At 35.2% G+C, this 16413-nt stretch carries 9 protein-coding genes; 7 read left to right on the top strand and 2 right to left on the bottom strand.

Features of this window, described 5'->3' with window-relative positions:
• Positions 1–100: 100 nt before the first annotated feature.
• Both ACS127_RS03255 and ACS127_RS03250 read right to left on the bottom strand, forming a co-directional pair.
• The gene (locus tag ACS127_RS03255; RefSeq protein WP_440898067.1) at positions 101–1969 is read right to left on the bottom strand and encodes a methyl-accepting chemotaxis protein; all 1869 of its coding nucleotides are present in this window, start codon (positions 1967–1969) and stop codon (positions 101–103) included.
• Between the two features lie 351 nt (positions 1970–2320).
• A complete protein-coding gene (locus ACS127_RS03250; RefSeq protein ID WP_440897031.1) occupies positions 2321–5389 on the bottom strand; it encodes a glycosyl hydrolase in 3069 nt (1022 codons plus the stop codon).
• Positions 5390–6594: 1205 nt separating this feature from the next.
• Between ACS127_RS03250 and ACS127_RS03245 the strand changes: the two genes are divergently transcribed.
• The 7 genes from ACS127_RS03245 (at position 6595) to ACS127_RS03215 (ending at position 16353) form a co-directional block, all read left to right on the top strand.
• Complete coding sequence (locus ACS127_RS03245) at positions 6595–7929, top strand: GH1 family beta-glucosidase (RefSeq protein ID WP_440897030.1); 1335 nt, start codon at positions 6595–6597, stop codon at positions 7927–7929.
• A 74-nt stretch (positions 7930–8003) separates the two neighbouring features.
• The gene (locus ACS127_RS03240; RefSeq protein ID WP_440897029.1) at positions 8004–11159 is read left to right on the top strand and encodes a hypothetical protein; all 3156 of its coding nucleotides are present in this window, start codon (positions 8004–8006) and stop codon (positions 11157–11159) included.
• A gap of 203 nt (positions 11160–11362) precedes the next feature.
• Positions 11363–12277 carry a dihydrodipicolinate synthase family protein gene (locus ACS127_RS03235; protein ID WP_440897028.1) on the top strand — a complete coding sequence of 305 codons (915 nt, stop codon included), beginning with the start codon at positions 11363–11365 and terminating at the stop codon, positions 12275–12277.
• A 115-nt stretch (positions 12278–12392) separates the two neighbouring features.
• A complete protein-coding gene (locus ACS127_RS03230; protein ID WP_440897027.1) occupies positions 12393–13802 on the top strand; it encodes an ABC transporter substrate-binding protein in 1410 nt (469 codons plus the stop codon).
• Between the two features lie 80 nt (positions 13803–13882).
• On the top strand, positions 13883–14755 hold the full coding sequence (locus ACS127_RS03225; RefSeq protein WP_440897026.1) for a carbohydrate ABC transporter permease: 873 nt from the start codon (positions 13883–13885) through the stop codon (positions 14753–14755).
• Between the two features lie 11 nt (positions 14756–14766).
• Positions 14767–15609: a carbohydrate ABC transporter permease gene (locus ACS127_RS03220; protein WP_440897025.1), complete on the top strand. Its 843-nt coding sequence runs from the start codon at positions 14767–14769 to the stop codon at positions 15607–15609.
• A 45-nt stretch (positions 15610–15654) separates the two neighbouring features.
• Positions 15655–16353, top strand: a complete 699-nt coding sequence (locus ACS127_RS03215; protein WP_440897024.1) for an N-acetylmannosamine-6-phosphate 2-epimerase — start codon at positions 15655–15657, stop codon at positions 16351–16353.
• Positions 16354–16413: the final 60 nt, after the last annotated feature.

Here is a 16413-nt window from a genome sequence, read left to right as displayed (position 1 = left end):
CAAAGGCTTAGGAGTTTTTCATTGACAACCACAGATTGAGACTGTCTCCATAGAAGTAGAAAGCTTGGTGTCTGATAAATTTATACTCGAATATTTTTATTTATGGTTTCTCGATACTAGCTGCTGTTTCAAGCTTAGCATCATCAATAGTTATCGTTTTCCTAGGTTCGTGGTCAACTGTTACTTGTTCATTAACACTGCCTTCTTCAATTTCTATGTTTTCATCTGATGAATTAAGGTCATTATTCGTTGTCTCTTCAATTGTTTTATCTACTGTGAAGCGGTTCATTGATGCCTCTAATTGACCTACTGCATCGTAAAGATCTTTAGAGTGGTCATTCATTTGTTTTATAATATTACTTTGTTCAAATATTGATTCGTTAGCCTCATTGATGTGAATCGTTGTTCTATTAGATAAGTTAGATAATTCCTCTAGCGATACATTAATTTCATCACTTTCACCCGTCATCGTTGTTATATCCGTATAAATATTATCGATATTTCCAACTAATTCATTAACTGAGCTTTCAATTTTTACTAAATTAGCAATGTTTTGTTCCATTTTCTTTTGTTCAGCAATTGTTTTTTCATTCGATGATTTCAACACTGATTTAACTTCATTTGCTTCTTGTTGAATGCCATGTATAATAACATTTATATCATTAATGGATTGATTGACCTCTGCTGATAAATCACGAATTTCCTCTGCGACAACAGCAAAACCTCTACCGTAATTACCTGCTCTAGCTGCTTCTATCGATGCATTTAATGCTAATAAATTTGTTTTTTCGGCAACTTTATTAATCAGTTCTGTAATTTGCGAGATGTCGACCGCTCTTTCTACAAGCACATTTACTTTAGAAACCGTATTGGCGACTGATTGATTAATTGAATCAATATTTGAAACGGTCACATTCATCAATGAAATGCCTTCCTTTGTATCTGAAGATACTTCTAGAGAAGATGTCTTCATCTTCGCACTAAACTGCTCAATCGAGTTCATTCTTTCATTGAAACGATCATTTGTACTTGAGATTTGAATGATAGATGCAGATTGTTCTTCGACAATCGTAATTAACTCATTTAATTTACTTGAGACATTTTTGCTAACCCCTTTCAGGAATGTTGCTGATTCCTCTAGATCGCCACTTTTTACACCAATATTATCAGACACATAAGCAATATCTTTTAAAATATCTTCAATACTATCTTTCATGGTATTTAAGGACAAGGAAATTTTAGAAAATTCATCTTTCCCATAGATCGTTAAGTTATTCGCCGTTAAATGACCTTGTTCTATGTTTTCACTAAATCCAAGGATTCGTGAAAGGCGTTTTTTTACATCGAAATTTACAATAATCAATACAATAATGCCAATAACAACAGAAAGAAGTATCGAAAAGACCAATATTTCAGTCGTACTTTGGAAGCTGCTAAAGGTAGCCTCCACAGACTGTTGCCTTTCTTCTTCAAAAATAGTTCTTAATTGAGTGAGTGAAAATGAACTTTGCTGATAGTTTCTTCGCGCATTATCTAGTGTACGTCGATTTAAATTATCATTTTTCTCATTTTCTCTTAGTAAAGCATATTCTTCAAAACTCTCAATGATTTCTGCATCATTTTCTAATATGGTATTTAATAAGTACTGTTTATCTTCTGAGTCAATAGACGGCTCTATTTCTTCTAAATGTGCATTGAATGCTACAATTGTATCTTCAAAATTACCCACGGAATGTTCGGTAGGAGCCACTAAATGTTGTCCTAATATCGTATAGCGCTCTTGTATGAGTAATTCCATTTCATAAAGCGTCACTGAATTTTCTGTGCTTTGATTCATCGTTTCGACTTCATGTCTCGTATCAGATAATAATAAATTAATTGAAAAAGCTGAAATAACAAATAAGATAACTGTTAATACATAAACTGATCCATACTTGAATGTTAAGTTTTTATTTGACCATTTAAACATATCAACCACCCTTTCATCTCTTTATAGAAAAAAATAATCTCACGACAATGTAGCTAAGAGGAAAATTTATAAAACTATTTAATCGATATGTACTTTAGTTTTTTAGTGAAATAGACATATGAATAAATGCTTAGTTTAAGTGCATAAAAAATCTCTTTTAATAAAAGAAATTAACTAGTTCAGTAAAGTTGATCTATTAAAAACGGAATGATCTCCAGCACGTTTAAGAATCAATTGAATCCTTATAAGACAAAGAAAGGGAGACTAGTAAAAATTATTATTCTATGGGCCTCCCTTGAAAGGTTTCATTTTATGATTTTAAGCTCACTCCCTAACAGAGGTTCGCAACGGTTATCTAGTGAAAGAGAACCAATCTGTAGAGTGTTGTATGCCTTCTCGTTCATAAGTGAAGCTGTAGTTAATGGCATCGTCAGGTGATAGCTTGACAATGTGTTCCCAATCTGTACCGATTTTGTCCATCCTGTAATTAAGCTGCTGACCATTATTGATAATCATATGCACATCGACATAAACAGCATCAATAGTTGGTTGGAAGAATAGTGTCGCCACATCATTGGTGATGTTGGTGATACCAGCCGTGTAGTGATTGTGTAAATGTATATTATCATCACTATTGTCATCGCCATTATTTGAGCTGAATTCAAACCAATTAACATTCATTAAATCGTAGTCTGAATTGCCTGTGAAAACTAAATATAGATCATGTATGCCTTCAACATCGACCTTACCAGAGAATGTTTCCCACTGTTGCCATCCTCCTGTGTTTGATATATCTACCGTGCCTATTAAATGCCCGGTTTGACTTCCTAGGCGAAATTCAATACTCCCTGAATTGTCACTGGCGGCTCGAACGCTTACTGAAGAGGCTCCTTGATTGAAATTTATATTTTCATATTTCACCCAATCACCATTAGAAATCCAGCCGATATTTTCACCACCAGATTCATCATTTGTTTCTTCGATTTGAATTCCTGACATCTGATCGAATGATTCGGCTTGAATGGTCGTGTATGGATTACGTTCTTCTGGATCAGGTTGCTCAGGGTCATCTGGTTCATCACCATTTCCTATATTAAAGCTATTTGCGTCAACGGTAATGGAATGTCCATCAGAGAAATTAACGGTGATTGGTGAATTTGAATAATTATAAGCGACATACGTTCTTTCACCATCTTGGTTAAAAACCGCATAGATAGGGTGATCAGCTGTAATGGAAGGATCGACCCGCCCCAACACATTTAAATTGTGAATCCAGTGATAGGTTTGAGCTTTGGTACTTCCTCTTTCAATAATCGATTCATCGCTAGGATCAAATGCCCCATAATCATCAATTTTAGCTTCCATTTGGTTAACAGCATCTTCTGGATCGATTAAAGAACGATACATCCATACCATATTGGACCAAAAGTTCCAGTCGGTAGATCCGTTTTCTGCGCGAATCGCTTCATAGGCTCTTTCGACATAATCAGAATGATGACCTAAATATAATGAACCCCCATGGAAAGGTAACCAACTAATTGCATATTTTTCAACTAACCCAGATTGCCACCAGGTAGCAAAATCCATTTTACCTCCCCAATTAATCGTGACAATTTCTGGCCCATACTCATCAGGCAAAATTTCTTGATGGACGTCAAAGAAATATTCGTTAATAGCGCTCATTTCTGTTGTATATAAGTAGATAGCCCGATCTCTCAATTCTGTATTACCTGTCGCTTCAGCCCATAAAATCGTATTTGTCCAAGCATGCATTGCCTCTGAAGAGGACTCTTGGTTATTCCCAGAATCAAATGTTGCTAGCCCATCAGCCCAGGAGTTTCCAGAGTATGGATCAAACATCCGAAGGTATGGAAATAGCTCATCATCGCGTCCAGCAGCAAAATCACGAACAAGTAGATCAATCATGCCGCCCCAATTGTCTTCTGCTGCCCAATCTGGATCTGTACGGGCAATTTCGGCAGCTGCTTTAACAAAATATCCATAATGGAAATGATGATCGTTAATTCGAATGGCTGAGCCATGTGCCGCATGATAGCCCAAAAGGGTTCCCCAATTATTGTTGTAATAAAATAAGTTTTTACCTTTTAAAACATCATTAACGTCCGTTGCCTTTAACCAATCCTCTAAGACTGATTTCAGTTCATCACGGAATTCTTCAGCAATTTGAGTTTCGCCCATTTGATCAGCAATAGGAGCTAGAGTTGCTAATTTACCTAGATGTTTTCCTAATTCATAAGTGTCTGAACCGGTTGCATAATCTGCTCTTGCATCTTCGAGATAACCAGTTAACCGATTGCGATCATAGCTTCCTACATCAGGGAGTGACGGTAAAACACCGGTGTATGTTAATTCAGTTTGAAAACTTTTGCCTTCTAATGCTGTCATATGCCCACGAATCGTTCGAATCTGATAATCATGAAGTAATTGATCTTCTGATGCCTCAGCAATATTTCGAGATTGGTGTGGATATAAGGCAAATAATGTCCCATCTGGTGCATCAGATGTCTTTGCTTCCGTTGCCACTTCGAAAGTTGTTGTGACTACCCCTGTATGCTCATCGTATTGATAATCAGCAACAGCATCACGTACAATGGAGTATGCATATTCTTCGTATTTATCTAGCATACTTGTATCCTGATCAGGGAGTTTGGCAACAGAGATGTAATCCGAATTATTTGTTAAACTTTGCGTCCCTATGCCAGACCAATTCTCTCCCGGTGGAGCAAAAGCTGCGTAATGTTTATTATCGTGTGTGGAGAAGCCTATGACGTTTCCTCTGTTCTCCCAGATTTCAGGCGTAATATTAAACTCTAATTCTGCTGATCCGTTTTCATATTCAACAAAAATATAAGGGGAACCTACCCCATATGTTACTTTCATATTTTGTGAACCATCCTCAAGCAATCCCCTTACATACCAATCGTTATAATCATCGACAAGCGCATGTTGAAAGTTACTCGTATGAGAATGTTTAATCAAAAAGTCTGTCCCAATTGCCCCATTAATATGCCAAGTCCCCGCCTCTTGATTCTCATGCACAACCATATTGTGTGGAGCATCGTAAAAAACATGGAATCCTTCAGAACGATGTCGGATACTAAATGGATGTGGATATTGATTCATTGAGAACTGATCAACAGCCAGTGAGCCCCACCACCTATTGGTTGGCATTGGACCTGTAACGTTATCAGAACGATAGATGACTTCAGGTGGTTCGCCTTGCTGATCCATAAAGCCTGGATCATTTATTCCTCCGTAATCAATATCAGGAAGCTCAGTGGAGTAGCTCCCCTTCCCAATGTTAACTGTATTTGTTGAGTTTGCCCGAACGCTACTAACTGGAAGAAAGAGTGTAACAATCATCAATACAATAAACAATGATCCTTTTTTACTTATCATTTTGTTTCCTCCTTCGTTAATTTAAGTAACAGTTGACCTATAGCAGACTAATATTATTCCCTCCTTCCTGTTGATATGATCTAAAGCGCTTTCAAATAAATCCTTGAAATTCTTAATTATAATTTCAAAGCGCTTTCGAATTCGTGTTACTAATTCACCTATGATGATAATTACGTGTCTAGCATCAATATGCTTAAATACTCAATTTTTTCACATGGATATTTGTTAAGAACTGACTGATTCATGATTATAGGTTAGTTAAAAGTAGGAATTATTTACCACAGCTAACGGTCCGTAAAACTCCCACTGATTGAACTTTCGTTTTATACCTTTAATGACATCTTATTTATATTTAGAGTATTTACATTAGTCGCTCCAATTAACTTATAAATAGTTCAAATTTAGTTAAGCACAAATATTTTCACATCATAGTTAATGGTAAATTAATAATTTTATTGATTCCAAGCGCTTTCGATTTAATCAAGAGTAACAAGTTAATTTTGTCTAAAGCAATCCTATGTTTTGTCGCAGAGTGGGAGTAAAAAATCATCATTATTAAATCTTATTATATATTAAAAACGCTAGGATAGCTATCCTATTTTAGTATTTTTTGTTGGATAGGGAGGCTAATAATTATCTATCATCATCTATTGACAAAAAAAAATAGGTAATATATTATGAAATAGAAAGCGCTTTCGGTCGGTTGGAAATGATATTAAGTTATCACATTATTGAATAGACTAGATAACTATTAATTATCGAGTCGGAAGTGTTAAATGTATACAATAATGTAAGTTAACAAGTAAAAAACACAGTGGTGATTGTAGAGGGATTAGACCATATTTTTGACTCGCCGGTAGCACATTATTTACAAGTAAGTTCTGACTGATGGGGGCGATGTTTATTGAATATTTAGGTAGAAGAATTACACATCCTTTTTAGTAAAGCATTGAAAATTATACGAAAAAATTAAAGCGCTTTAGTCTTTGAACTAATCATGAAATTTAGCTTTATGTCAGGTAATCTAATGAAATAATCAGTTTAATTAAATCTAGGGTAAAGAATAGAATGATTAAAGTATTAATGCAATTCTTGTTCTCTTCGTGATTCAAACTAATTTCGCTATAATTACCAATATTTTAATAATTTATTAAATGCAATGTCTCTATGAAAGGATAGATAAAAAAAGATTTGGAGTGAATAGATTGAAGACATTTGATGATCAATTTACTTTTGGAACAGCAACATCATCCTATCAAATTGAGGGTGGAGCGGCACAAGACGGACGAACACCATCAATTTGGGATACCTTCTCAAGGAAACCAGGAAAAATAGTTAATCAGGATCATGGCGATCAAGCTTGTGATCACTATAATCGTTATCAAGAAGATGTTCAAATCATCAAATCACTTGGTGTGGAAAGCTATCGTTTTTCAATTGCTTGGTCGAGAATTTATCCTGAAGAAGGCAAATATAATGAAGCGGGGATGCAGTTTTATCAGCGTTTAGTTCAGGAGCTTAAGCAAAATGGTATTAAACCAGTTGTCACTTTATACCATTGGGATATGCCGCAATGGGCTTATGAAAAAGGTGGCTGGTTAAATCGACAATCTCTAACCTGGTTTCTCGATTATGCAAGAAAGGTTTTTGAAGCTCTGGATGCTGATGTTGATAGTTGGATTACACAAAATGAACCTTGGTGTGCTGCTTTTTTAGGCTATCAAGAAGGTGTACATGCCCCGGGCCATACGAATGTTAAAGAGTCATTAATTGCTGCCCATCACATTCTTGTGTCACATGGTCAAGCGGTCAAATGGTTAAAAGAAGAAATGGGTTCAACCACACCAATCGGTATCACCTTAAATTTAAGCCCGATTTATCCAGCTGGTAACGAAATGAATCAGATCATTGCACAAAATAATGCGGATGGACACAAAAATAGGTGGTTTTTAGATCCGATTTTTAAAGGTTCTTATCCAGTTGATATGATTAATTTATTTGCTAAATTTGTTGATGATTTTAATTTTATTAAGCCAGGTGATTTAAAAACAATATCAGTAGCGTGTGATTTTTTTGGCATTAATTATTATAATCGTGATTTAGTTGAGTATAATGCAATTAGTCCATTTTTATTTCAAGAAGCTTATTCAGACTATCAGAAAACAGGTATGGGATGGGATATATCGCCAGAAGAATTTAAAGATTTAATTCGACGTTTACGTAGGGATTATACAGACTTACCGATAATCATTACTGAGAATGGGGCTTCTTATCCTGATCAGCTAACAGAGGATAAGCAAATTCATGATCGGGAGAGAACAGCTTATATTCAGCAACATTTACAAGCTGTTGCTGAGCTTAATCATGAAGGGATGGGGATTGCAGGATACTATGTGTGGTCTCTATTTGATAATTTTGAGTGGGCATTTGGCTATGATAAGCGTTTTGGTATTGTCTATGTCGATTTTGATACGCAAGAACGATTTCTTAAAGATAGTGCAAAGTTTTATCAAAAGGTTGTTCGACAACGAAAAGTTTAATCATAAGTATTGCCGATGATATCAGTTTTCAGTTATGAATAAGTCATTAGAAGTTACGAGGAAGGTGGATAATATTGTATAGCTTAATGGATGATCAGAGATTTAAAATTGATAATTATCAACAAACCAGCCCATTTGCTAGTTTTTTGCCGGGATTAGCTGGGGAAGATGGCATTCCAATGTGGGTGTTTTACGTTAACAGAGGGCAAGCAATTGCAAGCTTTGGTGTAGAAAATAAGGATAATGCTATGACGGAATTTTATTCAGCTGACAAATCTTATCAAATTGTACCTACACAAGGCTTTCGAACATTTGTAAAGGGTAAACGAGGTCGAAATTCTTTTAATTATGAACCATTTAATTGCTCAGATCCAATGATCCAAGATAGCATGATTATTGATGATAATATTCTAGAGCTTACCCATGAGAATAAACGAGACCAATTAAAAATAAACGTGGCCTATTATAACTTACCCCATCAATCGATCCCTGGCTTAATTAGAGAAGTAACGATTACAAATGAGGGTAAAGAGCCTTTAGACATGGAGCTTGTTGATGGATTAGCTACTCTGTTCCCTGCTCAAGTTGAACATATGGCATATAAATCAATTAGCCATACACTGAAGAGCTGGTTTGATGTCAAACTGGTTGATCAAACCTTTGGTTATTATTTTATGAGAGGGAGTACAGCTGATGAAGCTGCCGTCACACAAGATGAAAAAGGTAACTTTTATCTGTCATTGCTTCAAACAGAACAAGGTGAATCCATTATCCCACCTCTTTACGATCGACGCCTTGTTTTTGGTGATGACTTATCATTAAGACAGGCTGAGTTTTTTAATAACCATCATCTAGATGAATTACCGCTGGATAGTCAGGTGGGAACTAACAAAGTTGCTTGTGGCTTCTCCCCTGTTAAATATCAATTTGAAGGTGATGAAACGATTAAACTTTTTTCAGTGATAGGTCAAGTTGAAAAGCCGGATCAAGCGCGAGCGTTTGTTACTAAGCATTTATCAGCTGAAAAATTTAATAGTTATAGAAAAGCAGCTGTTCAATTGACCAAGCCTCTAATTGATCGAGTGAAAACACAGACAGCTTTGTCTCATTTTGATGCTTATGTCAAACAGAATTATTTGGATAATGGCTTACGGGGTGGCTTTCCATTTGTCTTTGAAAATGAAGCCGTAAAGCAAGTGTTCTATTTATACTCTCGTAAACATGGTGACTTGGAAAGAGATTATAACTACTTTTCGATTAGTCCATCATACTATTCACAGGGAAACGGAAACTACCGGGACATGAATCAAAATAGACGTCTTGATGTTTTGTTGGAGCCTCGAGTCGAGGATGATAATATTAAACAATTTATCAATTTGATTCAATTGGATGGCTATAATCCATTGGCAATTAAAACGGTGCGTTTTACTTTAAAAGATGCTAGTTTTGACTTTAGTCCATATGGGGTTCCAAAGAACGTTCATGAGCCATTTAAAGAATGGTTGAGTAAAGGCTATACACCGGGAGATGTCAAACGTTATCTTACTGAACATGCGATTGAATTGACCGTTCCATTTGAAGCTTTCTTAACAAATTTGTTGGCGGCCAGTGACGAAGCGTTGGAAGCAGAGCATGGAGAAGGATTTTGGATTGATCATTGGACCTATAACCTAGATTTAATCGATAGTTATTTGGCTATCTATCCAGATAGAAAACAAGAATTCTATTTTGAGAAAGGTTATCGCTATTTTGACAGTCCGGCTTCAGTTAATCGTCAAAAGATTAAATATGTTAAAGAAAATAACCAGGTCCGTCAATATCATGCGTTGACGATTGATGAAACTAAAGTGAATGAGCAGGCAAAGGGGAATGGCCAATGGCTTCGAACAGATTACAATCGTGGGGAGATTTTTACAACCAATTTATTCTCCAAGCTATTCCTGTTAGCAGTTAATAAAACGGCAACAATTGCTCCTTATGGATTAGGAATCGAAATGGAAGCAGGAAAACCAGGCTGGAATGATGCGCTAAATGGTTTGCCAGGTATGTTTGGCTCAGGTGTGTCTGAACTATATGAACTTAAGCGATTATTGAAGCAAATAAAGTTAGAACCATTGATGGGCTCTTTCGAGGTTTCACTCCCAAAAGAGGCTGGTCAATTTATCCAAGCATTAACTAAGCGCTTAGCATCGATTGACCAAACTGGTTTGAATTTAGAATTATGGAAAGATGTCACATCTATTCGTGAAGGCTATCGTTCTTCAATTCAATCAGGAATTTCAGGTGAACTATTTACTTGTACAATTGATCAAGCCATCGAGATAATTAACGTATTTAAGTGCTATGTCGATTTAGCTATAGACGCTGTAGAAGCATTTAATGACAAACTTGTACCAACCTATTTTTATTTTGAAGTTGAACTCTCTTCAGATGATAAAACCGTACAGACGATGATGCCACATGCTGTATTACCATTCTTAGAGGGGATTGTTAAACAATTAAAGCTGTCTGATGATCCGAAAAAAGCAAAGAGCATTTATGAAAAAGTAAAACAGTCTGATCTATATGATCGAAAACTTGGCATGTATAAAACGAGTGTCTCTATTAAATCAGAACCAATTGAATTAGGTCGGGCCAAATTTTTCACACCAGGATGGTTGGAAAATGAATCAATTTTTCTCCACATGTCCTATAAATATTTATTAGAACTATTAAGAAATGAACTCTATGATGAATTTTTTGAAGAAATCAAAACAGGACTTGTTGTATTTAATGATCCTGAGATTTATGGGAGAAGTATATTAGAAAACTCTTCATTTATTGCAAGTAGTGCAAATCCAGATCCATCCTTACATGGTAAAGGTTTTATCGCTAGATTAAGTGGGTCGACAGTTGAGTTTTTGCATATGTGGTTTACCATGTTCGTTGGTCAAAAACCATTTAGCTATATAGATCATACGCTAACTTTTGAATTGGCACCGACACTTCCAAGTTGGTTATTTGATCAAGAAGGCTGTGTCAAGTTCAAATTATTCAATCGAGTAGATGTCACATATGATAATATCAAACGAAAGCACACGTATGGAACCTCAGGTGTTAAACCAACAAAATATACATGTACATTGGAGGATGATGAGCAACTGATTGTTGAAGGAACAGTTATTTCTGGAAGTTTAGCAGAGCAAATTAGAACTGGAGCGGTTAAAGCTATTCACGTTCAATTAGCTTAATAAAGAATAAAAAGTAAAGAAGATAGAGGTTAGTGAGCAACTTTCCTCGTCTTCTTTTTTTGTGTTTGACGACCATTTTTAATTATCTAATTAAATGAAAATTTTTTCTTAAATTTAAATAATGAAGAAAATTATTGCCAAAACAAATAACCTGTGTTAGATTGAACATGTAAGCGCTTCTAAAAGAAAATGGAGGTGAAAGGATGAAGAAAAATAAATTTAAAGGGATCATTCCTGCTTTCTATGCTTGTTATGATGATGAGGGAAATGTATCAAAGGAAAGAACAGAAAGTTTGTGTACACATCTTTTTAATAAAGGAGTGAATGGACTTTATGTAGGAGGCAGCTCTGGTGAATGCATCTATCAAAGTATAGATGAGAGAAAGGCAACGCTAAAATATGTTGCCAACAAATTAAGAGGAAAAATAACATTAATTGCTCATGTCGGAGCACCATCAACTAGAGATAGTATTATTTTAGCTAAATACGCAGCAGAACTAGGATATGATGCTTTATCGGCCATTCCCCCTATTTATTTTAAGCTTTCTGAGGTTTCAATCTATCAGTATTGGACTGACATTATTGAAGCGACAGAATTACCATTTATTATTTACAATATTCCACAAACAACGGGATATAATCTTTCAATCTCTTTGTTTAAAAAACTTATTTCAAATCCTAAAGTCATTGGTTTGAAGAACTCATCAATGCCAACCATGGATATTGAACGTTTTAAGGCTGAAGCAGGAGATGACTTTGTCATTTTTAATGGACCGGATGAACAATATATATCTGGCAGACTAATTGGTGCAGATAGTGGGATAGGCGGAACATACGGAGTGATGCCAGAGTTGTTTATTAAAGCTGAAAACTATGTAGTTAAAGGTGATTTTGAGAAAGCAAGGAAAATTCAAGCAGATATCAATAACATTATCGTATCGTTAACTTTATTTGAGGGACATATGTATGCTGTCATCAAAGAAATCCTTAAATTAAATCAAATGAATGTGGGTGGTGTACGGGCTCCATTGCAATCTGTATCAAAAGAAGAGTTAAAAGAAATTGAAGGAATTAAAAATATGATTGATCAAGCAATTGCCTATTATGCGGATGAATAACACCAAGTAAAAATTGCCTTGTTAATTTAGATAGGTTAAGAAATTCTTTATTAAAACTATTAAATAATTTATTTTCAAAAATAATATGAAAGATAAAAAAACAGGAGGTTTAAAAATGTTTAAGAAACGCTCTATTATTTTATTTATGGTGATGTTGCTTGGTCTCATTCTATTAGCCGGTTGTGGAGGTAACGATGCTGAATCAGGTGGTGATGGTGGAGAAGATACAGATGAAACGCTTGAAACAGTAAATATTTCTCTTTGGTTAACACCCCAATGGAGAGGAGTCATCGATTCCTCTGAGGATGGAGCGGACTATGATAGTTTCTTTAATCATGCTGCCGAAAGATTTGAAGAAGAATATGATAAATATGATGTGAATATTGACGTTGAAGTCATTGCATCAGATCAAAGAGATGAGTTATTAAACGTTAATCTTAGTGGTGGAACACCACCAGATATTTTCTTTGAAAGTACCTTTGCAATGGGTGACTACGTTCATCGCGGTGCTTTAGCTCCATTGACAGATATTGTTGATCAGGAGTCAAAAGAAGATATTAGTGAGACATATTGGGAACAAGTAACATTTGGTGAGGATATTTATTTCTACCCATTTTCCAATAACCCGGGAACTTTAACATACAACGCAGATATGTTTATCGATGCTGGCCTCGAAGATTATGTAGGTGGGGAAAACGAAATTAAAACGTGGACATTTGATGAATTTGAAACCATCTTAGCAACTTTAAAAGAAGATATACCAACAGATAAATATTCAAATGCATTTCCTATGGGACTCTTTGCTTTGAATGATCAAGGAGATACTTGGAACTTGGCTTATTTAAGAATGTTTGGTAATGAATTCTTTGGTGAAGATGATAATATTGTGCTTGATGATGAAGATGGTGTAAGAGCTATGGAATGGTTACAAGAAACTTATCAAGATGGATTAACAAATAGGGGCCCAGAGTCTGTATCATCGAATGATGTCATAGCCATGTTCCAGAATCAACAATTAGGAATTAGTGTTACCAACTCTATTTTGTTTAACAATATGTTAGCAGATATGGAAAGTGGTTCATCACCTGAATTTGATGCTCGAATTGCTAACATACCTACGACAGATGGAGGGGCAGTACAGTTTACTTACGTCATAGGTTCTTCTTTATTTGATACCGGGGATGAGACACGAATGGAAGTCAGTAAAGATTTTATTGAATTCTATTCATCTGATCCTGAATTAGTCAAATCATCAACAAGCAGTATTCCTGTTCGTACCTCAGTTGTAGAGGAATTTGCAGATGAAAATCCAATGTTTGAAGCTTATGAGGAAAACGCACAGTATCTCTTTAACTTCTCTGGTAACGTGCCTGGCTATAATGAATTAAGACAAGTATTGTTCCCAGAGTTACAAGCGATCTATACTGAAGAAAAAACACCTGCTGAAGCAGTTGAGAGTTATCAACAACTTGGCAATGCTGTCATAGAACAGGCCAAAGAAGAATCAGTTATTTACAACCAGTAAGATGAAGATCATTAGGCTAGAGAGCAAGTCCCTTATTTTTAGGGGCTTGCTATTAGTTAAAGAAATGAGGTTAGAGATTAATGAAACGAAGCCGCACATTTAAAGATAATCTCACGGGATATTTATTTATTGCCCCTCAAATGTTACTTTTCTTTGTATTTATGTTGTATCCCATTTTTGAAGGAATTCGTCTAAGTTTGTTTGATGTGAATTATCAAGGTAATACTTTTGTTGGTCTTGATAATTATAAACAACTATTTAGTGATCCGGTTTTTATTCAGGCAACCATTAATACAGTTATATTTGTTGTTGCAATTGTAACCTTAACGGTCGTGTTTGCTTTATTTGTTGCATCAGCTATTTTTGATAAAAATGCTAGATATGTTTCTGTCATTCGAGGAAGCTATTATATTCCTGTTATGGTATCAATGGTTGTTATGAGTATGGTTTGGAGTTTTCTGTTAAATCCCGCTAATGGGTTAATCCCATACTTAGGCAGGGAGATGGGATTTGATCATTTAAACTTGTTGGGAAATAAGGCAGCGGTTCTTCCTGTTATTATATTGGTCACATTTGCGGGTAATGTCGGGCAGGCAATCATTCTTTACGTTGCTGCGATGATTGGTGTTCCTAAATCCCTGTTTGAAGCGGCAGAAGTTGATGGAGCAAATAGATTACAGGTTATCTTTAAAATTCTAATTCCTAGTATTAAAGGAACAACAGTCTATATTACCATTTTGAATATTATTAACGTTCTAAAAATATTTATTGTTATTCAACTATTGACAGGTGGTGGACCAAATAATGCGTCCACAACACTAATGTACTTCTTATATAATAATGCCTTTAGATACAATCGACTAGGTATAGCCTCAGCGGTAGGAGTGATTATGCTGATCATAGCACTTGTTATTTCACTTCCACAACTAAGAGCATTGGTTAAAGAAGACTAGGAGGGATTGAAATGGCAGAAGGAAGAAGACGTATACCAAAAGATAAATATGATATATTTTCTAATCTTGTTGTTGTGCTATTTGCGGGTCTTAGTTTGTTCCCTTTATATTGGCTCTTCACAAGTTCATTTAAGAACAGTGCTGATATAGTTAAAATGCCGCCAGATTGGTTCCCAAAGACATTTACATTAAATAATTATATTGAACTCTTTAATAATCAGCCAGCCTTTAGATGGGGTTTCAATAGTGTAATAGTTGCTCTTGTCGCTACAGTAGCATTAATTATTGTAAGTTCATTAGCAGCCTATGCTTTTTCAAAATTACATTTTAAAGGGAAAAATTTCATTTTTATTGCTTTTGTTTCAAGTTTAATGATTCCAAAAGAGATTATTATTGTTCCATTATTTAGAGTAATTGATCAGCTTGGCTGGGTAAATTCAATAAATGGAATGATTTGGCCAAATGTGGCTGTTGCATTTGGTGTGTTTATGCTAAAAGGGTTTTTTGATCAAATTCCCAACTCATTACGAGAAGCAGCAAGAATTGATGGGGCAAGTGAACTACGAACGTTTTCACAAATTATGTTACCTATTGTAAAACCAGGTATTGGAGCATTATTTATTCTGTATTTTGTCCAAGTATGGAATGACTATTTATGGCAATTGGTTGTCGGACAAGAAAACCAAGTGAAGACATTACAAGTCGGTATAGCTACATTAATGCAAGATTTAAATCCTAACTTTGGTTATAAAATGGCCGGTGCTGTTGTAGCTGCGATACCTATGCTCTTAGTATTTGCATTTTTCCAGAGTTATTTTACAAAAGGCATATCTGCAGGGGCAGTAAAAGAATAAATGATAATCATGTAATCGTTATATTGCAACTAGGAGTTGGTTGGATTGAACAATAATGAAAATGTATTTGATAGTATAAAAGGAAAACTCATTGTTTCATGTCAAGCATTGTCTGACGAACCGCTGCATAGCCCATTTATTATGGGAAGAATGGCAAAAGCAGCTATGTTGGCTGATGCAGGGGGTATTCGGGCAAACAGTGTAGAAGATATTTCGGAAATCAAAAAGAATGTTGATTTGCCAATTATAGGTATAATTAAAAAAGTTTATCAAGATTCAGATGTTTTTATCACACCAACGATGAAGGAAATAGGGCTTCTTTATTCAGAAGGTGTTGATATAATTGCCTTAGATGCTACTAAACGTGTTAGACCTGATGGGAAAACAATTAAGGAGATTTTTCCTGAAATAAAGGAAAGGTATCCTGATCAATTATATATGGCAGACTGTTCAACCTATGAAGAGACTATGTCTGCAATAGAGCTAGGCTTTGATTGTGTGGGAACCACATTAAATGGGTATACCTCTTATACATTAGAAAATGATTTACCTAATTTAAAATTAATTGAAAAAATTGTTAAACATAGTCATGTTCCTGTGATTGCAGAAGGTGGAATATCAACTCCAACCCAATTAAAACAAGTATTTCAACTAGGTGTTCATACAGCGGTTGTCGGTACCGCTATTACTAGACCCATGGAAATTACAAAACGTTTTGTAAATGCGATAACAGATTACTATTAAATAACAAAGATTAAATTTCACAATAGCAGCATGGGATTTACTGTTCAATATATTAAATGA

Origin of the sequence: Amphibacillus sp. Q70 (assembly GCF_052055485.1) — a bacterium.
Lineage (GTDB): Bacteria > Bacillota > Bacilli > Bacillales > Amphibacillaceae > Amphibacillus.
The sequence above is the reverse complement of the archived record's forward strand: the minus strand, read 5'-3'. Positions and strand labels throughout refer to the sequence as shown.

Excerpts from the sequence above, each read along its gene's own strand:
- ACS127_RS03255 (WP_440898067.1), bottom strand. The coding sequence starts at position 1,969 with ATGTTTAAATGGTCAAATAAAAACTTAACATTCAAGTATGGATCAGTT.
- ACS127_RS03235 (WP_440897028.1), top strand. The coding sequence starts at position 11,363 with ATGAAGAAAAATAAATTTAAAGGGATCATTCCTGCTTTCTATGCTTGT.
- ACS127_RS03230 (WP_440897027.1), top strand. The coding sequence starts at position 12,393 with ATGTTTAAGAAACGCTCTATTATTTTATTTATGGTGATGTTGCTTGGT.
- ACS127_RS03220 (WP_440897025.1), top strand. The coding sequence starts at position 14,767 with ATGGCAGAAGGAAGAAGACGTATACCAAAAGATAAATATGATATATTT.
- ACS127_RS03225 (WP_440897026.1), top strand. The coding sequence starts at position 13,883 with ATGAAACGAAGCCGCACATTTAAAGATAATCTCACGGGATATTTATTT.
- ACS127_RS03250 (WP_440897031.1), bottom strand. The coding sequence starts at position 5,389 with ATGATAAGTAAAAAAGGATCATTGTTTATTGTATTGATGATTGTTACA.